Origin of the sequence: Amorphoplanes digitatis (genome assembly GCF_014205335.1) — a bacterium.
Lineage (GTDB): Bacteria > Actinomycetota > Actinomycetes > Mycobacteriales > Micromonosporaceae > Actinoplanes > Actinoplanes digitatus.
In genome coordinates, this window is the sequence record NZ_JACHNH010000001.1 from 379,587 (window position 1) to 400,656 (window position 21,070).

The window sequence follows — 21,070 nt, forward strand, 5'->3', positions numbered from 1 at the left end:
CGACGATCAGATCACGCGACGTGGCTGCGGTAGAAGGCCCAGGCGTCGCCGATCATGTCGTTCAGGGTGTTCTTCTCGGGCACCCAGCCGAGCTCGTCGCGGGCCCGCTGCGAGGACGCCACCAGGGTGGCCGGGTCGCCGTCGCGCCGCGGCGCGATCTCGACCGGCAGGTCCGCGCCGGTGACCTCGCGGACGGCCTCGACCACCTGCCGGTTGGAGAAGCCGTTGCCGTTGCCGAGGTTGTAGATCCGGTGCTCGGAGCCGGTGGCCGCGTCGAGCGCGAGCAGGTGCGCCCGGGCCAGGTCCTGCACGTGGATGTAGTCGCGCACGCAGGTGCCGTCGACGGTGGGGTAGTCGTCGCCGAAGAGCTGGAGCTTGTCGCGCTTGCCCGCCGCGGCCTGGAGGGCGATCGGGATGAGGTGGGTCTCCGGGTCGTGCCGCTCGCCGATGGCGGTGCCGTCGGGGCGGATCAACGCGCCGGCCACGTTGAAGTACCGCAGCGAGACCGCGGCGAGGCCGTGCGCGAAGGTCTCCGAGGTCAGCGCGTGGTCGAAGGTGAGCTTGGTGGCGCCGTAGGTGTTCGTCGGCGCCTTCACCGCGCCCTCGGTGATCGGCAGCTCGGTAGGGTTGCCGTAGACGGCGGCGGTGGAGGAGAAGACGAAGCGGGGCACGCGAGCGGCCCGGACGGCGTCGAGCAGGGCCAGGGAGCGGACCACGTTGTGATCCCAGTAGAGCTCCGGCTTGGTCATGGACTCGCCGGCGGCGATCAGGCCCGCGAAGTGCAGCACGGCGTCGAAGCCCGCGTCCGGGGTCAGCACGCCGCCGGCCTCGGAGATGTCCGCCTGCACGAACGTGGCGTCGGGGGCGACCGCCTCGCGGAAGCCGGTGCTGAGGTTGTCCAGCACGGTGACCTCGTGCCCGGCGTCGAGCAGCAGCCGGCTGGTGACGCTGCCGACGTAGCCGGCGCCTCCCGTGACGAGCAGTTTCACGTCGTGACCTTTCATGGCGGGTGCGTTGACGGACGCGGGACTCTAGCTTAGCTTTCCACCAAGAACGCTCAAAAGTCAACAGAATCAAACATCAGACTATCGGTAGCCGGGCGTTTGACGGAAAGCCAGCCGAGACTGACACAATGGCGCTCATGTCCGACGCCGACCACCGTCCTCGGGTGCTCTCCGGCATCCAGCCGACCGCCGACTCCTTCCACCTCGGCAACTATCTCGGCGCGGTCCGGAACTGGGTCGCCATGCAGGAGACCGCCGACGCCTTCTACTGCGTCGTCGACCTGCACGCCATTACCATGGGGCATGACCCGGTCGCCCTGCGCGCCCGCACCCGCCTCTCGGTGGCGCAGCTGCTCGCCCTGGGGCTCGACCCCGAGCGGTGCACCCTGTTCGTGCAGTCGCACGTGCCCGAGCACGCCCAGCTCGGCTGGGTGCTGAGCTGCATCACCGGCTTCGGCGAGGCCGGCCGGATGGTCCAGTTCAAGGACAAGTCGGCGAAGCAGGGCTCCGACACCACGAGCGTCGGGCTGTTCACCTACCCGATCCTCCAGGCGGCGGACATCCTGCTCTACCAGGCCGACGCCGTGCCGGTCGGCGAGGACCAGCGGCAGCACCTGGAGCTCACCCGCGACCTGGCGCAGCGCTTCAACACCCGCTTCGGCCAGACGTTCACGGTGCCGTCGCCCTACATCGTGCGCGACACCGCGAAGATCACCGACCTGCAGGACCCGACGTCGAAGATGTCGAAGTCCGCGTCGTCGCCGAACGGCATCATCGAGCTGCTCGAGGATCCCGCCCGCTCGGCCAAGAAGATCAAGTCGGCGGTCACCGACACCGGCCGCGAGATCCTCTACGACGAGGAGAACAAGCCCGGCATCAGCAACCTGCTGACCATCTACGCCGCGCTGACCAGCCGGACCATAGACGAACTGCTCGAGCAGTACGACGGCCGCGGCTACGGCGACCTCAAGAAGGACCTCGCCGAGATCGTCGTCGAGTTCGTCAAGCCGATCCAGGAGCGCACCCGCGCCTACCTCGAGGACCCGGGCTACCTGGACAAGATCCTCGCGGTCGGCGCCGACAAGGCGCGCGCCGTCTCGGCGGTCACGCTGGCCAGCGCGTACCAGCACATCGGCTTCCTCAGCCCCGCGCGCGGGGCCTGACCCAGGTGGCCGAGAGCACGACGCGCATCGGCGTCGCGATCGACATCCCCGAGCCGTGGGGCTCGGAGCTGACCCGGCGCCGGGCCGAGGCGGGTGATCCGCAGGCCGCGTACACGCCGGCGCACGTCACGCTGCTCGGCCCGACCGAGATCCTCACCGAGTCGCTGCCCGCGGTCGAGAAGCACCTCGAGGCGGTGGCCTCGGCGCAGGAGCCCTTCACCATCCACCTGCGCGGCACCGGCACCTTCCGGCCGATCACCGAGGTCGTCTTCGTGACCCTCGCGGTCGGCATCAGCGAGTGTGAGCTGCTCGCGGGCGCCATCGCCGCCGCCGACGGGGTGCACCGCGACCAGCGGTTCCCGTACCACCCGCACGTCACCGTCGCGCAGGACGTGGCGAGCGATGCCCTCGACGCGGTGTTCGAGGAGCTCGCCGGCTTCTCCGCCCGCTTCGACGTCGGCTCGTTCACCCTCTTCACGCACGGCGGCGAGGGCCCGTGGCAGCGCCGCCGGGACTACCCGCTCGGCGGTCTGCGTTAGTCGGCCGGACCCGCCGGACGAAGCCGTGGAAGACGCGGGCGGGCCTGCGGAGACAGGGTCCAATTCATTCGGTACGGTCGGCGGCGTGAACGCCATCGACCGGGCGTACGCGGCGGTCGAGGCCCGGATCATGGCGCTGCGACACCGCTCCCCGCAGTTCGACCACTTCTGCCGGGCCTGGCTGCGTTACGAGGCGGTGCTGGGCGGACGGCTCGCGGCGGCGATCGCCTACTACGGCTTCTTCGCGGTGTTCGCGCTGACTCTGATCGGCTACTCGATCTTCGGATTCCTGATCGGCGCGAACCCCGAGCTCTTCGAGGTCGTGCAGGAGTTCCTGGAGCAGAACCTGCCGTTCCTGGACGTGCAGGCCATCGTCGACAGCGGACGCACCGTCGGCATCGTCGGCATCCTCGGCCTGATCTTCACCGGCATCGGCTGGGTCGAGGCGATCCGCTCCTCGCAGCGGCTGATCTGGCGGCTCAACCAGCAGCCCGGCTACATCGGCGTCCGGCAGGCCGTCGACCTGCTGGTCCTGATCGGAATACTGCTCCTGCTCGCGGTCTCCGTGTTCGCCGTCTACGGCCTGGAGGCGCTGCTGGGATGGATCGCCGGCGACCAGGCCTCGCTCCTGCGTTCCGCCGTCAACCTGATCCTCACCGTGGCGATCAACATGGTGCTCGCGGCGGCCCTGCTGGCCGCGGTGCCGCGCCTGCGGATGACCGCGCGCCGGATGCTGCCGCCGGTGCTTCAGGTCGGCATCGGCATCACCCTGCTGAACACCGTCGGCCGGTTCTTCGTCAACCTGGTCGAGCGCAATCCGGCGTACGCCCTGGTCGCCAGCGCCGTCGGCGTGCTGGTCTACCTCTACGTCTTCAATCAGCTGCTGCTCTTCGGCGCGTCCTGGGCGGCGACCAGTCCGCACGGCCGCGTGGTGGACCTGTCGGCGGACGATAAAACCGCTCCGGTGGGGCAAAACACCTGGATTCGGCACGACCGGGCGCCATGATGAGCGCGTGGGCACCCTTGTGACGCTGCACCTGCCGCCGGACTCACCGGTGGCGGACCTGCCGTGGATCATCACCATCGGCGCGCTGGACGACGAGGAGGAGTGGGCGCCGCTGGTCTGTGGGCCGTACGAGCGGCCGCACGCCCTCGCGCTGGCCCAGGCCGTCGTCGCCGACGAGGACCTGATGGCGGTGGTCGAGCCGCTGCTACCCCTCGCCGAGCTGGGCGCGATCCGCGACGAGATCGCGCTGGCCCGGGCCGGGAACGACCCCGGCCTCGACGCCGAGGACGTCACCGCGGACGACGCGCCGCGCCGCACCACCCCGGGCCGCCCGCCGACCCGTGCCGAGGTACGGGCCGGCTTCGGCCGCATCGCGGCGCGGCTGGCCGCCGGCGGCTGACCCGCGGGTCAGCCGAGCAGCGTGCGCACGCCGGCCAGGTAGGTCTCCTTGTCCGGGTAGCCGACGAGCTGGCGTTGCAGTGCGTAGCCCGGGATCAGGCCGAACAGCACCGCCGCCATGGCCTCCGCGTCCGTGCCGATGCCCAGCTCGCCGCGCTCGACGGCGCGCCGGGCGATGGTCAGGAAGGGCTGCCGCAGCTCCAGGTAGCGCGCCCGGACGATGGCGCCGATGGCGGGATCGAGGACCGCCTCGCTCCAGACCTGGAGGGCCAGCGGGAAGAACCCGTCCGGCCCGGTCTGTTCGTCGGCGAGGTCCAGCACCCGGGTCATCGCCTCCATCAGGGGCAGATCCAGCGCCGCGAGCTCCTCGAGCTGAACGACCAGCCGGCCCGCGACGCTCAGGGAGATGGCGCTGATGATCTCGTTTTTCGACTTGAAGTAGCGGTAGACCGCGCCGACCGACAGCCCGGCCTCCTGGATCAGGTCCTGCATCGAGGTGTTGTGCAGGCCGTTACGCAGGAAGCACAGGCGGGCCGCGGCGAGGATCTGCTCCCGGCGTGCGGTCAGGTGGTCTTCGGATACGCGTGGCACGCCGCACATTCTAAAACGAACGCTCGTTCTTGACACTCCCGCCCGGCCCGGCGCAAGCTGTGGATACAAAAGAGAACGAGCATTCGTTTTAGGAGATCGACATGTCCAGGCTGCCGAAAGCAACCTCCCTGGCCGTCCTCGTCGCCGTGGCCGCGGTGACCCTTCAGGCCCTGCTGGTGCCGCTGTTCGCCGGGCCGGCCGCCAACCTCGAGCCGCGCGACCTGCCGCTGGCGGTCGCGGGGCCGGCGCCCGCTGCCGATCAGCTCGCCGCGCGCCTCGCCGCCGCGCACCCCGGCGCCTTCGACGTCCGGGTGGTCGCCGACGCCGACGCCGCGATCAGGAACCGCGACGTCTACGGCGCGATCGTCCTCGGGCCGCAGGGGCCGTCGCTGCACGTCGCCTCCGCCGCCGGCCCGGCCGTGGCGAGCCTGCTGACCCAGGCCACCGCCGCGCTCGGCGAGGGCCGGCCGGTTCCGGTCGTCGACGTCGTGCCGAGCGACGCGGACGACCCGCGCGGAGCCGGATTCGGCTCGGGCTTCCTGCCGCTCGCCATGACCAGCCTGCTCGCCGGGGTCCTGATCTTCCTGGTGGTCAAGCGCCGGGGTGATCGGCTGCTCGCGCTCGGCACGTTCGCCGTGCTCGCCGGCCTGTGCGGCGCGGCCGTCCAGCAGTACTGGCTGAGTGTGCTGCCCGGCGACTACCTGAGCAACGCGGCCGTGATGGGCCTGTTCGGACTCGCGGTCGCCGGCACCGTCGCCGGGCTGGCCGCCGTGCTGGACCGGGCCGGGCTGGCGCTGGGCGCCCTGACGGTCTTCCTCGTCGGCAACGCGCTCTCCGGGGTCAGCTCGGCCGCCGAGCTGCTGCCGCAGCCGTGGGGGGCCGTCGGGCAGTACCTGCCGATCGGCGCGGGCTCGACGCTGCTCCGCTCGGTCGCGTACTTCGACGGCAACGGCGCGGGCACCGCGATCTGGGTGCTCTGCGCGTACGCGATAGGGGGTCTGCTCCTGGTCGCGTTCGGACGGCGCGGGCTGGCCGGGCCCGCCGCCGAGGTCGCGCCGGCACCGGCGGAGCGTGAGCCCGCCCTGGCGGGCTGAGCGCGGCGGACAGCCGGGGGCGGCGCCGGACGGCCGCCCCCGGCGCGGGCATACTGCTCGGCGTGGTGCTCTCGCGGCGGTGGTCGGCGTTCCTGGTGGCGGTCGGTGTCTGGACCTGGCTGATCTGGCCCCGGTTCGGGCTGGCGATCTGGAAGGACGACAGGTCCTTCGACGACGGCGGCCCGACGTCGTTCCTCTGGGTGCACGCCCTGCTCATCGGCGCGTCGCTCGTCATCGGCACGACGGTGGGCGTGCTCGGCGTCAAGGCCTGGCGCCAGGCGGCTCCCGGCCGGAGCGACGCCGAAGAAAGCACCGCCACGGGCGGGCTCACGCCGAAAGATTGATCGCCAGTTACCCGGCCAACCGGGCAATTACCGCTCCACGGCTGCTAAAGAGGCGTTCAGGAGCCGACCCGATTGCAGCCAGGTAACGGTGCGCCAACAGTCCGGGCCGATTTCCTGACGCCGCCCTGGCCTGCGGCTACGCTCCCGCCTGAGACGCACCGCGAGGTGTCGGTGCGCTGTGGAAGGAGGGCGTCTTGCGCCCAGTACGTGGGAAGCGAATCGTTGCGATTCTCGCGGCGGGTGGGCTTTCGCTCGCCGCCGCTGCCTGTGGCGACGCCCCTGAAGAGACCCCGAGCGGCACCGGCGCGAGCACCGCGGCGGCATATAAGGCCTGCATGGTCACCGACACCGGCGGCATCGACGACAAGTCGTTCAACGCCTCGGCGTGGGCCGGCCTGCAGGCGGCGAAGGAATCCCAGAGCAACGTCGAGCCGAAGTACGTGGCGTCGACCTCCGAGGCGGACTACGAGCCCAACCTGCGGCAGTTCGTCACGCAGAAGTGCAACTTCATCCTCTCGGTCGGCGGCCTGATGGGCGACGCCACCAAGAAGGTCGCGACGGAGAACACCAGCCAGCAGTTCGGCATCGTGGACGCCAGCATCCCGGACGCGACAAACGTGTTCCCGATGCAGTTCGCCACCGAGCAGGCCGCGTTCCTGGCCGGCTACCTCGCCGCGGGCTACTCCAAGACGGGCAAGGTCGCCACCTACGGCGGCCTGAAGATTCCGCCGGTCACCGTCTTCATGGACGGCTTCGCCGACGGCGTCGCGCACTTCAACAAGGTCAAGGGCAAGGACGTCAAGGTGCTCGGCTGGGACAAGGCCAAGCAGAACGGCACCTTCGCCGAGAACTTCGGTGACCAGAACAAGGGCAAGTCGATCACCAACACGTTCGTCGCCCAGGGCGCCGACGTGATCATGCCGGTGGCCGGCGGCACGGGCCTGGGCACCGCGGACGTCGCCAAGGCGTCCAACGGCAAGGTCTCGGTCATCTGGGTCGACCAGGACGGCTGCAAGAGCGCCGAGCAGTACTGCGAGGTCTTCCTGACCACGGTCGTCAAGAACATCACCGACGCCGTCAAGGGTGCCGTCGTGGACGGCGCGAGCGGCAAGACCCTCGCCGCGACCCCGGGCTACCTGGGCACGCTGGAGAACAACGGCGTCTCGATCGCGCCGTTCAACCAGTTCGAGAGCAAGGTCGACGCCGGCCTCAAGGCCGAGATCGACAAGCTCAAGGCGGACATCATCGCGGGCACCGTCAAGGTCGAATCGGCCAACGCGCCCAAGTGATCCGCGGTTAGATCCAGCATTTCGGCCGCCGCGCGGTCGCGGGGGGTTTTTCCTCGCGGCCTGCGCGGCGGCTCTGCTCAGGCTGCTAACGTCCCTCCGTTGATCGCCAGCCACTCGTCTGCAGGAGATTCCGCTGAGACTCGAACTGCGCGGCATCACCAAGCGCTTCGGCGACCTGGTGGCCAACGACCACATCGACCTGACCGTCGAGCCCGGCGAGGTGCATGCCCTCCTCGGCGAGAACGGCGCGGGCAAGTCCACCCTCATGAACCAGCTCTACGGGCTGCTCCAGCCCGACGAGGGCGAGATCCTCGTCGACGGCGAGGCGCGGACCTTCCGTAGCCCCCGCGACGCCATCGCCGCCGGCATCGGCATGGTCCACCAGCACTTCATGCTCGTACCCGTCTTCACCGTCGCGGAGAACATCGCGCTGGGCGCGGAGAAGACCCGGGTCGGCTTCCTGGACCGCCGCCGGGCCCGGCGCGAGGTCATCGAGGTCTCCCAGCGGTACGGCCTGCCGGTCGACCCCGACGCCCTGGTCGAGAACCTGCCGGTCGGCGCGCAGCAGCGCGTCGAGATCGTCAAGGCGCTGACCCGCGACGTCGACCTGCTCATCCTCGACGAGCCGACCGCGGTGCTGACCCCGCAGGAGACCGAGGAGCTGCTCACGGTCATGCGCGGGCTCGCCTCCGCCGGCAAGTCCATCGTCTTCATCACCCACAAGCTCAAAGAGGTAAAGGCGATCGCCGACCGGATCACCGTGATCCGGCGCGGGCAGACCGTCGGCACCGCCTCACCGCAGACCCCTGAGGACGAGCTCGCCGCCCTGATGGTCGGCCGCGCGGTCAGCCTCGAGGTCAACAAGGCGCCGTCCGAGCCGGGCCGGGAGGTTCTCAAGATCTCCAGCCTGATCGTGGACGACGACCGCGGCGTGCGCGCCGTCGACGGCGTCGACCTGGTCGTGCGCGCCGGTGAGGTGCTCGGCATCGCCGGCGTACAGGGCAACGGGCAGACCGAACTCGTCGAGGCCGTGATGGGCCTGCGCCAGCCGCGCGGCGGCGAGATCACGGTCGACAACGAGGACCTGACCAAGATGTCCACCAAGCGGATCCTGCGCTCCGGCATCGGCTACGTGCCGGAGGACCGCAGCCTCGACGGCGTGGTCAAGGAGTTCTCCGTCGCGGAGAACCTGGTGCTCGACCAGTACGACCGGGCGCCGTACGGCAACGCGTTCCGGCTCAACCCGGCCGCCGTCGCGTCGGCGGCGCGCGAGCGGGTCGAGCAGTTCGACATCCGTACCTCGTCGCCCGACGCGGCGGTGAGCACGCTGTCCGGCGGTAACCAGCAGAAGGTGGTCGTGGCCCGGGAGCTGTCCCGGCCGCTGCGGCTGTTCATCGCGTCGCAGCCGACCCGCGGCGTGGACGTCGGCTCGATCGAGTTCATCCACGGCCGGATCGTGCACGAGCGGGACGTCGGCACTGCCGTGCTGGTGGTCTCCAGCGAGCTGGACGAGGTCGTGGGGCTCGCCGACCGGATCGCGGTCATGTACCGCGGCCGGATCCTGGCGATCGTCTCCCCGGACACGCCGCGCGAGGAGATCGGCCTGCTGATGGCCGGCATCACCGATCCGGACGCGGTCGTGCCCACGCCGGCCGCGGAGCCGAAACCGGCCGCGGACGACACCGACGGCGACGGGGTTGCAGAGAAGGGGACCAAGTGACCACGGACGGACCGGTCGGCGCTCCGAAGCCGCCTGCCGACGAGCCGGCCACCGAGCCGGCCACGGACGCCAAGAGCGCGCCCGCCGCCGCTGCCGGCAAGGAGAAGCCCGGCGACGGCGACTCGTTCATGAGTCACTTCCTGCACAACCTGTGGTCCGCGAACACGGTCACGGTCACGGTGCTCTCCATCGTGCTGGCGCTGCTCATCGGCGCGATCCTGATCATCGTTTCCGACCCCGCGGTGCTGGAGACGTTCTCGTACCTGACCGCCCGCCCGGCCGACGCCATCAACGCCAGCTGGGACGCCGTCAGCAACGCGTACGCGGACCTTTTCAAGGGCGCGATCGTCGACCCGGCGGCCATCGAGGCCTGGGCGAACGGCACCGGGACCCTGAAGCAGGTGTTCTTCCCGATCTCGGAGACGCTTACCTACGCGGCACCGCTGGTCTTCACCGGCCTCTCGGTGGCGCTGGCGTTCCGCGGTGGCCTCTTCAACATCGGTGGCCAGGGCCAGGCGATCATCGGCACGATCTTCGCCGCGCTGGCCGGATTCCTGCTGCCGCTGCCGCCGGTGATCCACCTGCTCGCCGCGCTCGCCGCCGGCCTGCTCGGCGGCGCGCTGTGGGGCTTCGTGCCGGGCATCCTCAAGGCCCGGACCGGTGCGCACGAGGTCATCGTCACGATCATGCTGAACTACACGGCCAACCTGTTCCTGAGCTGGCTGATCCTCCAGAAGGGCATCCAGGCCACCGGCCGCAGCGACGCCATCAGCGAGCCGGTCGACTCCTCCGCGCAGCTGTCGAGTGTCGGCGGTGAGCTCCGGGTCAACCTGGGCATCGTGCTCGCGGTGCTCACCACGGCCGCGGTCGCCTGGCTGCTCAACCGCTCGTCGTTCGGCTTCGAGCTGCGCGCCGTCGGCGCCAACCCGGCCGCCGCGAAGACCGCCGGCATCAGCGTCGGCAGGACCTACACGCTGCTCATGGTCGCGGCCGGCGGCCTCGCCGGCCTCGGCGGCGCCACCCAGGTGCTCGGCACGGCACACGCCCTGACCACCCAGGTGGCCGGCAACATCGGCTTCGACGGCCTGCTCGTCGCCCTGCTCGGCCGCAACCGGCCGTGGGGCACGCTGCTCGCCGCGATCCTCTTCGGCGCGCTGCGCGCCGGCGGCAACCGGATGCAGTCGTTCTCGGGCATCTCCCTGGAGCTGGTGACGGTGCTACAGGCGCTGATCGTCATCTTCATCGCCGCACCGGCCCTGGTGAAGGCGATCTTCCACCTGCGAGCGGCGCGCTCCGCGCGGCTCGGCGCATCGATGGCGAAGGGCTGGTGACCCCGGTGTCGACGGCGACAGTGGAGGAGCTGACGGAGGCCACGGCCCCGAAGCGGTTCTGGGACCGCCAGCGGCGGCTCGGTGCCGCGCTGGTGCTGCTCGGCCTGGTGGCGATCGGGGTCTTCGGCCCGCTCGCGCCGTCCGAGGCCGCACGCTTCACCCTGAGCGAGGACGCCGAGGGCGCCGCGCTCTCCATCGACGGGCAGTTCGGCGCGATCCTGTTCGGCCTGGTCGCGCTCGGCGCCGGCGCGGTGCTGCTGGCGGGCGTGGCACGCCGGCAGCAGACGCTGGTGCTCAGCCTCGGCATCCTCGGCTTCGTGCTGTCGTTCCTGTGCTGGCAGGTGGCGGGCAAGTTCCTGCCGCTCGTCGACACGGCGAGCGGCACGCTCGAACTGGCGGTGCCGCTGCTGCTGGGTGCCCTGGCGGGCGTGCTCGGCGAGCGCTCCGGCGTAGTCAACGTGGCCATCGAGGGCCAGTTCCTGATGGGCGCGTTCGGCGCGGCCCTGGTCGGCACGATGGCGACGAGCGTCTGGCTTGGCCTGTTCAGCGCGGCCATCGGCGGCCTGATCATCGCGGCGATCCTCGCGGTGCTGGCGATCCGCTACCTGGTGGACCAGGTCGTGGTCGGCATCGTGCTCAACCTGCTGGCGGTGGGCATCACCGGCTTCCTCTACGAGCGGCTCATGCAGCCCGAGGCGCAGTCGTACAACGAGCCGCCGCGGATGCCCGAGTGGAGCATCCCCGTCCTGTCCGACATCCCGGTCATCGGCCCGGTGCTGTTCGAGGCGAACCTGCTGGTCTGGCTCGCGCTGATCCTGGTCTTCGTGATCCACTTCGGGCTCTCCCGGACCCGCTGGGGCCTGCGCACCCGGGCGGTCGGCGAGCACCCGACCGCGGCCGACACGGTCGGCATCCGGGTACGCGGCCTGCGGTACGTCAACGTGCTGATGGGCGGCCTGATCGCCGGCGCGGGCGGCGCGTACTTCACCCTGGTGGCGACGGGCAGCTTCAACAAGAACATGACGGCGGGCGCGGGCTTCATCGCCCTGGCGGCGCTGATCTTCGGCCGCTGGACCCCGTTCGGCGCGCTGGGCGCGGCGCTGTTCTTCGGCTTCACCCAGAAGCTGGCGACGTACCTGAGCGTGGCGGGCAGTTCGGTGCCGAGCCAGTTCCTGAACATGCTGCCGTACCTCGCGACGATCGTGGCGGTGGCGGGCCTGGTCGGCCGCGTACGCGCGCCCGCCGCGGACGGCCAGCCCTACGTGAAGAGCTAGCCCGTTCAGGGGAGCCGCATCAGGCTGGATCGGTGGTGGTGCAGAATCGGCGGCATGGAGATCGACTGGCCCGCGCTGCGGGCGGCCGCCATCGAGGCCATGCGGCACGCCTACGCGCCCTACTCCGACTTTCCGGTGGGTGTGGCCGCGCTCGTCGACGACGGCCGGGTGGTGGTCGGCTGCAACGTCGAGAACGCCTCGTACGGCATCGGCCTCTGCGCCGAGTGCGGGCTGGTCAGCTCGCTGCACGCCACCGGCGGGGGCCGGCTGGTCGCGCTGTCCTGCGTCGACGCCAACGGCCTTCCGCTGATGCCCTGCGGGCGCTGCCGGCAGCTGCTCTATGAGCACGGCGGCGCCGAGTGCCTGGTCGAGGCGCTGCCCCGGCCGTTGACGCTGGCCCAGCTGCTGCCGAACGCGTTCGGCCCGGACGACATCGAGAAGGTCACCGGGCCGTCCGCGGTGCCGGCCGTGCCGCCGCAGCTGGCCAAGTGGCGCGGCCGCGGCACCGTCTTCGTGCACCCCGACCTCTCCGGCGGCGAGCAGGTCTGGACGGGCTACTGGGAGCGTTCCGCCGGCAGCCCGGACGAGATCGACGCGGAGAAGGGCATCCTCGAGGAGGGCCCCATCTTCCCGACGGCCGCGGGCGCGGTGGCGTGGGCACTCACCCGCACACCGAGGATCGTGGTGGTGGACGCCGACGGTGGCCTGTCCTGGGCCGGCGAGGGTGAACCGCCGGAAGGCATCGGTACGAGGTGGGAGCAGTCATGAGCGAGTTCGCTGCTGTTGACGTGATCAGGGCGAAGCGGGATGGGCTGACGCTGTCCGACGCGCAGATCGACTGGGTCGTCGACGCGTACACCAAGGGCGTCGTCGCCGACGAGCAGATGTCCGCGCTCGCCATGGCCATCCTGCTGCGCGGGATGACGGCCGCGGAGATCGCCCGGTGGACCGCCGCGATGATCGCCAGCGGCGAGCGGCTGGACCTGTCCGCGGTGTCCCGCCCGACCGTCGACAAGCACTCCACCGGCGGCGTCGGCGACAAGATCACGCTGCCGCTCACGCCGCTGGTCGCCGCGTGCGGCGCGGCGGTGCCGCAGCTCTCCGGCCGCGGCCTCGGGCACACCGGCGGCACCCTGGACAAGCTCGAGTCGGTGCCCGGCTGGCGGGCGACGCTGAGCAACGACGAGTTCGTCCGGCAGCTACAGGGCGTCGGCGCGGTCATCTGCGCCGCCGGCGACGGCCTCGCGCCGGCCGACCGCAAGCTGTACGCGCTGCGCGACGTCACCGGCACCGTCGAGGCCATCCCGCTGATCGCCAGCTCGATCATGAGCAAGAAGATCGCCGAGGGTACCGGCGCGCTGGTGCTGGACGTCAAGGTCGGCACGGGCGCGTTCATGAAGGACGTCGGCATGGCCCGCGAGCTGGCGCGCACGATGGTCGAGCTGGGCGGCGCGCACGGCGTGCGCACGGTCGCGCTGCTCACCGACATGAACACGCCGCTCGGCCTGGCCGTCGGCAACGCCATCGAGGTCGAGGAGTCCCTCGAGGTGCTGGCCGGCGGCGGCCCCGCGGACGTGGTCGAGCTGACGCTCGCCCTGGCCCGGGAGATGCTTGCCGCGGCAGGCCTGGACGTCGACCCGGCGAAGGCCCTGGAGTCCGGCGCCGCGATGGACTCGTGGAAGGCGATGATCCGCGCACAGGGCGGCGACCCGGACGCGCCGCTGCCCACCGCCCGGGAGACCGAGGTGCTGCGCGCGGGCGCCGACGGCGTTATCGAGAGCATCGACGCGCTGGACATCGGCCTGGCCGCCTGGCGGCTCGGCGCCGGCCGGGCCCGCAAGGAGGATCCGGTCAGCTTCGGCGCGGGCATCATGCTCAAGGTCCGGCCCGGCGACACCGTCCGCGCCGGCGACCCGCTGCTCGAACTCCGTACCGATGACGGGTCAAGGATCGCCGCCGCGCGCGCGGCGGCCGACGGCGCGATCCGGATAGGACAGCGGGCGCCCGCCCCTACGCCTCTGCTCATCGACCGCATAGCCTGAGCGGTCATGAAGGTCGCCCCCGATCCCCGAGCGGTGCGCGATGCCAGCCTGGACGAGCTCGACAGGCTGGGACTGCCACTGCCACCGCCGGCATTCCCGCTGGTCTGGGAGCCGGGTGACGGCGTGGCGCTGCGCGCGACCGGTGAGATAGAGGCCCGGGCGGCGGTGCTGCACGTGGTGGTGGCGCGCTGCTTCGGCATGCCGACGGAGACGGCCATGAGCTGGCTGCTCGGCTCGCACCTGGTGGACTTCGTGACGCCCCCGGAGTGGCAGTTCGTGGCGGGCGGCAAGGGCGACCACCGCTCGTTCGTGCTGCACCACGACGCGGTCTTCGCCCTGGCCTGGCTGCTCGGCCTGAGCCGGCACCTCGATCCGACGGTGCCGCCGGAGGAGCGGCTGATGCAGCAGATGCCGGACCTGCCGGGCGGGGAGTCGTTCTCCGAGTGGCGGTCGCGGTCGCTGGTCGCGCCCCGGGACGCGATCGAGGCCGCCGTGCTGCTGGATCTCTACTACTGCCTGGACTGGGCGTTCCAGGAGGCGGGCCGGGTCGGGGGATGGCTGCCGGGCGAGGTGGACGCCAACGCCATCGGCCAGCGGAGGTGGGGGCTGGAGTGGGCGGTTGTTTTTTCGGGCCCCTACCACGAGGCGCCGCCCGGGTGGGAAGAAGTCGATCTCTCGGTGTGAGAGCACGATCAAGATCAAGGTCAGGACCGTGTCGTGCCTGGTTGCATGGTGCTGACCGTCGCTCCCGCCGAGACCGGTCGCTGCGCTCCCTGCCGGCTGCGTGAGTGGATGACTACGGCCGGCTACGCCGGGCCGTAGAGAGTCAGGTTCACCGCGGCCGTCGCCGTGATCTCCGAGGCCTCGATGTCCTGGACTTCGAGGTGGCGGGCGCTCGGGGTCATGCCGATCAGGGTTCGGGTCTCTGCGGCGGTCAGGTGCATGGAGTGGCGCAGGGTGGTGGTGCCCTGCTCGCGGAAAGAGGGGCCGAGGGATTCGGTGACTCGGGCGGTCTTCTCCGGGTCGACGCTGATCAGGCCGTAGGCGTCGATCAGTTCGGCCAGGTGGTCGGGTGCCGGGGTGACGACCAGGAGCAGGCCGTCCTGGTGCAGGACGCGGCGGAACTCCGGGCCGTTGCGGGGGGCGAAGACGTTGATCAGTATCGAGGCGGCGGCGTCGCGCAGCGGTAGCGGGCGCCACAGGTCGGCCAGGGCGGCGCCGGCCCTGGGGTGCGCGCGGGCGGCGCGGCGCAGGGCGGGCTTGGAGACGTCGATGCCCAGGCCGGGGGTGCCCGGCAGGGCGTCGAGGACGCGGGCGAGGTAGTGGCCGGTGCCCGTACCCGCGTCGAGGACCAGGCCGTCGCCCGGGCGTACCGTCCCGGCCAGCGCGGCCGCGATGAAGTCGTAGTGGCCCGCCGCCAGGAAGGTCTCGCGGTCCGCGATCATCTCGACCGTGTCGCCCGAATGGGGCGACCGGCCCGCCGTGAGGTTCACGTAGCCCTGCCGCGCGATGTCGAAGCCGTGCCCGCGTGGGCAGCGCAGGCTCCGATCGGCCCGGTTCAGCGGCTCGCCGCACACCGGACACCGCAGGTACGGCAATGCTCCGTCGATCATTCGGTGCTTCCTACTAGCATCTGGTGATGGTCGCCATCTCCCACGCCGACATCGTCCAGGCCCCGAAGGCCCTGCTGCACGACCACCTCGACGGTGGGCTGCGGCCCGCGACGATCGTGGAGCTCGCCGCCAAGGCGGGGCATCGACTCCCCGAGGACGATCCGGAGCGGCTGGGCGAGTGGTTCGTCGCCGCGGCCGACTCGGGGTCGCTGGAACGCTACCTGGAGACGTTCGCGCACACCGTCGCGGTCATGCAGACCGAGGAGGGTCTGCACCGCGTCGCCCGAGAGTGCGCCCTCGACCTCGCCGCCGACGGCGTCGTCTACGCCGAGGTGCGTTACGCGCCCGAGCAGCACCTGGAGCGCGGCCTGAGCCTGGACGCGGTCGTCGAGGCGGTGCACGCCGGCTTCCGGGACGGCTGCGCCGAGGCGGCCACACAGGGCAACCAGATCCGGATCGGCACGCTGCTGACCGCGATGCGGCACGCCGCCCGGTCGCAGGAGATCGCCGAGCTGGCCGTGCGGTGCCGCGACACCGGGGTGGTGGGCTTCGACATCGCGGGCGCGGAGGCGGGCTTCCCGCCCACCCGGCACCTCGACGCCTTCGAGTACCTCCAGCGGGAGAACTTCCACTTCACCATCCACGCCGGCGAGGCCTTCGGGCTGCCGTCGATCTGGCAGGCCATCCAGTGGTGCGGCGCCGACCGGCTGGGGCACGGCGTGCGGATCGTGGACGACATCGTCGGCACGAGCCTTGGCCGGCTCTCGTCCTACGTGCGCGACAAGCGCATCCCGCTCGAGCTGTGCCCGTCGTCCAACGTGCAGACCGGCGCGGCGCCCTCGATCGCCGAGCACCCGATCGGGCTGCTGCACGATCTCCGGTTCCGGGTCACCGTCAACACCGACAACCGGCTGATGAGCGGCACGTCGATGTCGAAGGAGATGGCGCTGCTCGTCGAGGCGTTCGGGTGGGGCTGGAGTGAACTCCAGTGGCTCACGATCAACGCGATGAAGTCCGCCTTCATCCCGTACGACGAGCGGCTGGCGATCATCACCGACGTGATCAAGCCGGCTTACGCGAAGTTGTTGGCCTGAAGTCCGTTTTAAAGCGGCATTGGCGACACGTCCGTACCTTCGTCCCACGAAACTACCGATTCGGTCAGCCGCCTCATCCTTTCGGTCAGATTGCTGTCTCAAACACTGCACAATCCGGCATCTTGCCTTGCCGTTGGCGCGGCGGCGAGCCATCGTCTGTCCTGCCGCGATTGATGCTGGATCGGGCCGGAGCGGCGTGTGCGGGATCCCCGTGGCGTCGTCCCAAGCGAGTGACTTTAAGAGATGCGCCATATACGAGCAGTGATGACCGACCGGCGATGTCCAACTCTTCGGACGCAACATCGCATCACACAAACGGTCCGGGTCAGGCTGCTCTTTCTCTTTGAGACTCGTCGTGATGGAATCTCGGGGGCCCGACCGGTGAGTCGGCCGTGTGCGGTGCCCGGCGATCCGAATGCCGGGTCCGAATCAGGAGGACGGTGACGTGAGCAAGCGCCCCAAGACGGCGAACGCTGTCATGTCGCGTCTCCGCCGGCCGGCCGGCCGGCTGCGGGATCTGCCGATCTGGTCGAAGCTCGGGCTCATCATGCTCGTGCCTACTCTGGCGACGGTCATCGTCGGCACCAGCGGCCTGATCGACCACATCAATGAGGCCAGCGACGCCGAGCGTGCACGCACCCTTTCGGTGCTGTCGCAGGCCGCCGGTGGTCTCGTCGATCACCTGCAGAACGAACGTGCCTTCGGCGTGATGATCGCGACCACGCAGCCCAAGTCAGCGGAGCGGGATGCCGCAAATCTGGCCTACACGCGTGAACATCCCAAGGTGGATGCGGCCAAGCTGCCCTACTCGCAGCAGAAGGCCGCACTCGACGACCTGCCGCCGCAGGTGTCGATCCTGCTGCTGCGCCTCGACCGCAACCTTGAGGAACTGCCCTCCATCCGGAGCCAGACGGCGAACTCGAACTTCCGGCTCAAGGACATCAAGGGCAACTACGACCCGCTGATCGAGGACCTGCTCAACGTCCGCGACGCCTCGGCACAGCTCGCCCAGGACACCACACTGAGTAACCGCCTCCGGGTGGTCGCCGCGGTGGCCCGGGCCAAGGACTACATCGCCCGCCAGCGCGACGTCGGCCTCGAGGTCCTCGGTGAAGGCAACTTCACCCCGGCCCTGCGCCGCGACATGCTGGTCACCGACACCGGCTTCCAGATCGCCAAGAGCTCGATGCGTGAGGTCGCGACCGACGACGAAGAGGCACTCTTCGACCGCGTCGTCAACGGCCCGGCGCTGCGTGCCGCCACCAACCTGACCGGTCCGCTCCAGGGCCTCAGCCCCGACCGGTCAAGGGACATCGCGTTCAACCGCGAGCAGTGGGAAACCGCGATGATCGGCTACAACGACCTGTTCCGCAGCGTGGAGAACAGGCTCGACAAGCAGATCGTCGAGCAGGCAACCGAGATCCGCGATGACGTGCAGACCCGGGTCTTCATCGAGACCAGCATCCTGCTCGGCATGCTCCTGCTGGCCATCGCGTTCGCCTGGTTGGTCGCCCGCTCGATGGCCCGCTCCCTGCGCGAACTGCGCCAGGGTGCGCTCAACGTCGCCCAGTTCGGCCTGCCCCAGGCGGTCGAGCGGCTGAGAGACCCGGCACTGACCGGCTCACTGACCCCGGCCCAGGTAGCCGACCAGGTAGCCGAGCCACTGCCGGTGCGCAGCCGGGACGAGTTCGGGCAGGTGACCGAGGCCTTCAACGCGGTTCACCTCGAGGCCGTCCGCACCGCCGCCGAGCAGGCCGCCCTGCGGTCGTCGGTCGCGACGATGTTCGTCAACCTCGCCCGTCGTTCGCAGATCCTGGTCGACCGGCTCATCGGCCACCTCGACCGGCTCGAGCGCGGCGAGGAGGACCCGGACCGGCTGGCCGAGCTCTTCCAGCTCGACCACCTGGCCACCCGAATGCGCCGTAACGACGAAAACCTCCTGGTTCTCGCCGGCGCCGACTCGACCCGTGTGCAGCGCGAGCCCGCCGCCCTGATCGACGTGCTCCGCGCCGCGCAGTCCGAGGTCGAGCACTACACGCGCATCGAGTTCGGCATGATCGACCGGGACATCGAGGTGTCCGCTCACGCGGTCAACGACATGGTCCACCTGGTCGCCGAGCTCTTCGACAACGCGACCGCGTTCTCGCCGCCGAACTCGCACGTCATCGTCGAGGCCCGGCGCCTGGGCGACGGCGCGGTGCTCTCGGTCGAGGACCGTGGCATCGGCATCAGCCGCGAGCAGCTGCGTGACCTCAACGAGCGTCTGGCCCAGCCGCCCATGGTGGACGTCGCCGTCTCCCGCATGATGGGCCTGGTCGTGGTCGCCCGCCTGGCGAACAGGCACGGCGTCAAGGTCGAGCTCCGCCCGGCCGACACCGAGCGCGGCACGGTCGCCGACGTCGGCCTGCCGGTCAGCGTTATGGTCTCGTCCTCGATGACCGCGCGCCTGGCGTCCGGCCCCAACCACCCTTACGGGCAGGAGCAGCAGCGTCCGGCGTTCGGCGAGCCGCCGCTGGCGCTCGAGTCCGGCGGCAACGGCCGCGGCGGTTACCCGACCGGCCGGCCGTTCGACCCGAACCCGCCGATGCACGGCGGTGGCATGCTCGGCGCCGGTGGCGGCCGTTCGGTGCCCGCCTGGTCCGACCTGACCGGTGCGCCGTCCAACGGCTTCGAGCCCGGCGGCAACGGCTACGGCGGCAACGGCTTCGGTAACGGCGCCAACGGCTACCACGGCCCGCGCAGCAACGAGCCGATCCCGCCGCTGCCGAACTCGCAGCCGCAGTCGGGCCCGCAGGGCTTCGCCGGCCCCGACGACCTACCGCAGCGCCGCAACGGCGACGGCTTCCAGCAGGACACCGGCCAGTACGGCCACACGATCCCGCGTCAGCTGCCGTCCCACCCGGAGACGCAGGGCCGCAGCCCGTTCGTGCCGCCGGTGTCGGCGCCTCCGGTCCCGCCGGTCTCCGCGCCGCCCATGCCGCAGTACGGTGGCGGCCACCCGGTGTCGTCGCCGCCCGTGCAGGGCGCGCCGACCTCGGCGCCGCCGACCCAGAACCGGCCATACTCGGCGCCACCCGCGCCGCAGTCGGCCGCCTCGGCACCGCCGGCCTGGCCGCCGGTCACCGCCGATCGCGACCAGGGCCACGCGCCGCACGTCCCGGAGAACCTTTCGGCCGCCCTGGACATGACGGCGGAGCTGCCGCGGTACCGCCCGGCCGGCTCGCAGCCGCAGGTCGCCCGCCCGATGAACCCGCAGAACGTGACGCCGCAGTCCGACGCGGAGCGGTCCGCCGCCGCCGCGGCGGCGGCTCACGAGATCGCGGAGATGCAGGCGGCCGAGGCACAGGCCACCGCCGCCGCGCAGATCGCCGCGGCACAGGCGGCCGCGCGTCAGCGTGCGGCCGGCGACTCGAAGGCGCAGTTCGCCGACGAGACGATGGAGCTGCCGATCTTCCGTGAGCTCGAGTCGGCCTGGTTCACGACCGCCCGGCCGAACGAGCCCGCCAAGCCCGCCAAGCAGCAGGCGACCGCCAAGCAGCAGGCGCCCGTCGCTCCGAAGTCGGCGCCGCCCGCGGCACCGAAGTCGGCGCCGCCGGCCGATGCCGACTCGGTGGTCACGACGCAGCGATTCTCCACCGGAGAGCCGGCCCGATCGGTCGGTGTGCCTCAGCAGGCCGTCTCCCCGGAGAAGTTGAACGGCGATCCCGCGTTCGAGCGTGAGCCGGCCCGCGATCGGGACCCGGCCACCGTCGGAGCGGCTTCGTCCGGCGGTGCGGTCAACGGCAACGGGTCAAACCCGTGGCAGACCGCTGCCGACGACGGCTGGCAGGCGGCCCGCAAGGCCGCCGAGATGCCGGTCGATACGACGACGACGGCCGGCCTTCCGCGCCGTACGCCGATGGCACAGCTCGTCCCGGGTGGTGTCGACCGGGCCGAGACCTCCGTTCAGCGCCGCACTCCCGAAGCGGTACGCGGGCTACTCTCCGCTTACCATCGCGGTGTACAGCGGGGTCGTACGAAGGAAAATTCGACCAACTCGGAGGAGACTCCGGGAGGGCAGCAGTCCTCGCAGGCTGGCAAGGAGCATGAAGCATGACAAGTACGCAGGATCTTGGTTGGCTGCTTGCCAACTTTGCCGACCGCGTTCCCGGGGTGGCGCACGCAATCGCGGTCTCCGCCGACGGTCTGCTTCTAGCGGCGTCGCGGGACCTGCCGCGCGACCGTGCTGATCAGCTGGCGGCTATCGCCTCCGGCCTGGTCAGCCTGACCCAGGGTGCCGCACGGTGCTTCGAGGGTGGTGCGGTGCTGCAGACGGTCGTCGAGATGGACAACGGGTTCCTCTTCCTGATGTCGATCTCCGACGGTTCGTCGTTCGCAGTGCTCGCGGCCCGCAGCTGTGACGTCGGTCAGGTGGGCTACGAGATGGCGCTCCTGGTCGACCGGGTCGGCGAAGCGCTCACTCCCGCGCCGCGCTCCGCGGCCGGAGTGCTCGGCTGAACGGATGGTTTGTCGGCTCCGTCCGGCATCTGTCCAAAAGCTTTATTACAAGAGACACTTCTATGGGCCA

Annotated in this window: 19 protein-coding genes; 16 read left to right on the forward strand and 3 right to left on the reverse strand. The window is 70.8% G+C overall.

Annotated elements, in window-relative coordinates; genetic code table 11:
• Positions 1 to 11: 11 nt before the first annotated feature.
• Positions 12 to 989 carry a UDP-glucose 4-epimerase GalE gene (galE, locus tag BJ971_RS01785; RefSeq protein WP_184988993.1) on the reverse strand — a complete coding sequence of 326 codons (978 nt, stop codon included), beginning with the start codon at positions 987 to 989 and terminating at the stop codon, positions 12 to 14.
• 152 nt (positions 990 to 1,141) lie between these two features.
• Between galE and trpS the strand changes: the two genes are divergently transcribed.
• From trpS to BJ971_RS01805, 4 genes are all read left to right on the forward strand, one after another.
• The gene (trpS, locus tag BJ971_RS01790) at positions 1,142 to 2,167 is read left to right on the forward strand and encodes a tryptophan--tRNA ligase (protein WP_184988996.1); all 1,026 of its coding nucleotides are present in this window, start codon (positions 1,142 to 1,144) and stop codon (positions 2,165 to 2,167) included.
• Between the two features lie 5 nt (positions 2,168 to 2,172).
• A complete protein-coding gene (locus tag BJ971_RS01795) occupies positions 2,173 to 2,706 on the forward strand; it encodes a 2'-5' RNA ligase family protein (protein WP_239087471.1) in 534 nt (177 codons plus the stop codon).
• Between the two features lie 85 nt (positions 2,707 to 2,791).
• Positions 2,792 to 3,712, forward strand: a complete 921-nt coding sequence (locus BJ971_RS01800) for a YihY/virulence factor BrkB family protein (RefSeq protein ID WP_184989000.1) — start codon at positions 2,792 to 2,794, stop codon at positions 3,710 to 3,712.
• Between the two features lie 7 nt (positions 3,713 to 3,719).
• On the forward strand, positions 3,720 to 4,112 hold the full coding sequence (locus tag BJ971_RS01805; RefSeq protein WP_184989004.1) for a hypothetical protein: 393 nt from the start codon (positions 3,720 to 3,722) through the stop codon (positions 4,110 to 4,112).
• Positions 4,113 to 4,120: 8 nt separating this feature from the next.
• Here BJ971_RS01805 and BJ971_RS01810 read toward each other — a convergent pair whose 3' ends face one another.
• Positions 4,121 to 4,702: a TetR/AcrR family transcriptional regulator gene (locus tag BJ971_RS01810; RefSeq protein WP_184989007.1), complete on the reverse strand. Its 582-nt coding sequence runs from the start codon at positions 4,700 to 4,702 to the stop codon at positions 4,121 to 4,123.
• A gap of 101 nt (positions 4,703 to 4,803) precedes the next feature.
• On the opposite strand from BJ971_RS01810, the gene BJ971_RS01815 reads away from it, so the two are divergent.
• The 9 genes from BJ971_RS01815 (at position 4,804) to BJ971_RS01855 (ending at position 14,480) form a co-directional block, all read left to right on the forward strand.
• Positions 4,804 to 5,796 (forward strand): ABC transporter permease, encoded by a 993-nt coding sequence (locus BJ971_RS01815; RefSeq protein WP_184989010.1) that lies wholly within the window; start codon positions 4,804 to 4,806, stop codon positions 5,794 to 5,796.
• Positions 5,797 to 5,858: 62 nt separating this feature from the next.
• The gene (locus tag BJ971_RS01820) at positions 5,859 to 6,140 is read left to right on the forward strand and encodes an SCO4848 family membrane protein (protein WP_184989012.1); all 282 of its coding nucleotides are present in this window, start codon (positions 5,859 to 5,861) and stop codon (positions 6,138 to 6,140) included.
• Positions 6,141 to 6,334: 194 nt separating this feature from the next.
• The gene (locus BJ971_RS01825) at positions 6,335 to 7,429 is read left to right on the forward strand and encodes a BMP family lipoprotein (RefSeq protein ID WP_184989015.1); all 1,095 of its coding nucleotides are present in this window, start codon (positions 6,335 to 6,337) and stop codon (positions 7,427 to 7,429) included.
• 178 nt (positions 7,430 to 7,607) lie between these two features.
• Positions 7,608 to 9,149 (forward strand): ABC transporter ATP-binding protein, encoded by a 1,542-nt coding sequence (locus BJ971_RS01830; protein WP_307837385.1) that lies wholly within the window; start codon positions 7,608 to 7,610, stop codon positions 9,147 to 9,149.
• 128 nt (positions 9,150 to 9,277) lie between these two features.
• Positions 9,278 to 10,480, forward strand: coding sequence for an ABC transporter permease (locus BJ971_RS01835; RefSeq protein ID WP_184998574.1), 1,203 nt, complete (start codon positions 9,278 to 9,280; stop codon positions 10,478 to 10,480).
• A gap of 5 nt (positions 10,481 to 10,485) precedes the next feature.
• The gene (locus BJ971_RS01840) at positions 10,486 to 11,754 is read left to right on the forward strand and encodes an ABC transporter permease (RefSeq protein WP_184989018.1); all 1,269 of its coding nucleotides are present in this window, start codon (positions 10,486 to 10,488) and stop codon (positions 11,752 to 11,754) included.
• A gap of 54 nt (positions 11,755 to 11,808) precedes the next feature.
• Positions 11,809 to 12,522: a cytidine deaminase gene (locus tag BJ971_RS01845; RefSeq protein WP_184989020.1), complete on the forward strand. Its 714-nt coding sequence runs from the start codon at positions 11,809 to 11,811 to the stop codon at positions 12,520 to 12,522.
• Positions 12,519 to 13,796 carry a thymidine phosphorylase gene (locus BJ971_RS01850; RefSeq protein WP_184989023.1) on the forward strand — a complete coding sequence of 426 codons (1,278 nt, stop codon included), beginning with the start codon at positions 12,519 to 12,521 and terminating at the stop codon, positions 13,794 to 13,796. The genes BJ971_RS01845 and BJ971_RS01850 overlap by 4 nt, the downstream gene beginning before the upstream one ends.
• 6 nt (positions 13,797 to 13,802) lie before the next feature.
• A complete protein-coding gene (locus BJ971_RS01855) occupies positions 13,803 to 14,480 on the forward strand; it encodes a DUF4272 domain-containing protein (RefSeq protein WP_184989026.1) in 678 nt (225 codons plus the stop codon).
• A 122-nt stretch (positions 14,481 to 14,602) separates the two neighbouring features.
• On the opposite strand, the gene BJ971_RS01860 is transcribed toward BJ971_RS01855, so the two are convergent.
• The gene (locus BJ971_RS01860; protein ID WP_184989029.1) at positions 14,603 to 15,409 is read right to left on the reverse strand and encodes a putative RNA methyltransferase; all 807 of its coding nucleotides are present in this window, start codon (positions 15,407 to 15,409) and stop codon (positions 14,603 to 14,605) included.
• Positions 15,410 to 15,435: 26 nt separating this feature from the next.
• On the opposite strand from BJ971_RS01860, the gene BJ971_RS01865 reads away from it, so the two are divergent.
• The 3 genes from BJ971_RS01865 (at position 15,436) to BJ971_RS01875 (ending at position 21,000) form a co-directional block, all read left to right on the forward strand.
• Positions 15,436 to 16,503, forward strand: coding sequence for an adenosine deaminase (locus BJ971_RS01865; RefSeq protein WP_184989031.1), 1,068 nt, complete (start codon positions 15,436 to 15,438; stop codon positions 16,501 to 16,503).
• 445 nt (positions 16,504 to 16,948) lie between these two features.
• The gene (locus BJ971_RS01870) at positions 16,949 to 20,599 is read left to right on the forward strand and encodes a sensor histidine kinase (protein ID WP_184989034.1); all 3,651 of its coding nucleotides are present in this window, start codon (positions 16,949 to 16,951) and stop codon (positions 20,597 to 20,599) included.
• The gene (locus tag BJ971_RS01875; RefSeq protein ID WP_014447580.1) at positions 20,596 to 21,000 is read left to right on the forward strand and encodes a roadblock/LC7 domain-containing protein; all 405 of its coding nucleotides are present in this window, start codon (positions 20,596 to 20,598) and stop codon (positions 20,998 to 21,000) included. The genes BJ971_RS01870 and BJ971_RS01875 overlap by 4 nt, the downstream gene beginning before the upstream one ends.
• The last annotated feature ends 70 nt before the right edge of the window (positions 21,001 to 21,070 follow it).

What these genes read in the sequence shown, in the direction of transcription:
- trpS (WP_184988996.1), top strand. Translation starts at nt 1,142, where the DNA reads ATGTCCGACGCCGACCACCGTCCTCGGGTGCTCTCCGGCATCCAGCCG.
- BJ971_RS01815 (WP_184989010.1), top strand. Translation starts at nt 4,804, where the DNA reads ATGTCCAGGCTGCCGAAAGCAACCTCCCTGGCCGTCCTCGTCGCCGTG.
- BJ971_RS01835 (WP_184998574.1), top strand. Translation starts at nt 9,278, where the DNA reads ATGAGTCACTTCCTGCACAACCTGTGGTCCGCGAACACGGTCACGGTC.
- BJ971_RS01845 (WP_184989020.1), top strand. Translation starts at nt 11,809, where the DNA reads ATGGAGATCGACTGGCCCGCGCTGCGGGCGGCCGCCATCGAGGCCATG.
- BJ971_RS01850 (WP_184989023.1), top strand. Translation starts at nt 12,519, where the DNA reads ATGAGCGAGTTCGCTGCTGTTGACGTGATCAGGGCGAAGCGGGATGGG.
- BJ971_RS01855 (WP_184989026.1), top strand. Translation starts at nt 13,803, where the DNA reads ATGAAGGTCGCCCCCGATCCCCGAGCGGTGCGCGATGCCAGCCTGGAC.
- BJ971_RS01860 (WP_184989029.1), bottom strand. Translation starts at nt 15,409, where the DNA reads ATGATCGACGGAGCATTGCCGTACCTGCGGTGTCCGGTGTGCGGCGAG.
- BJ971_RS01865 (WP_184989031.1), top strand. Translation starts at nt 15,436, where the DNA reads ATGGTCGCCATCTCCCACGCCGACATCGTCCAGGCCCCGAAGGCCCTG.
- BJ971_RS01875 (WP_014447580.1), top strand. Translation starts at nt 20,596, where the DNA reads ATGACAAGTACGCAGGATCTTGGTTGGCTGCTTGCCAACTTTGCCGAC.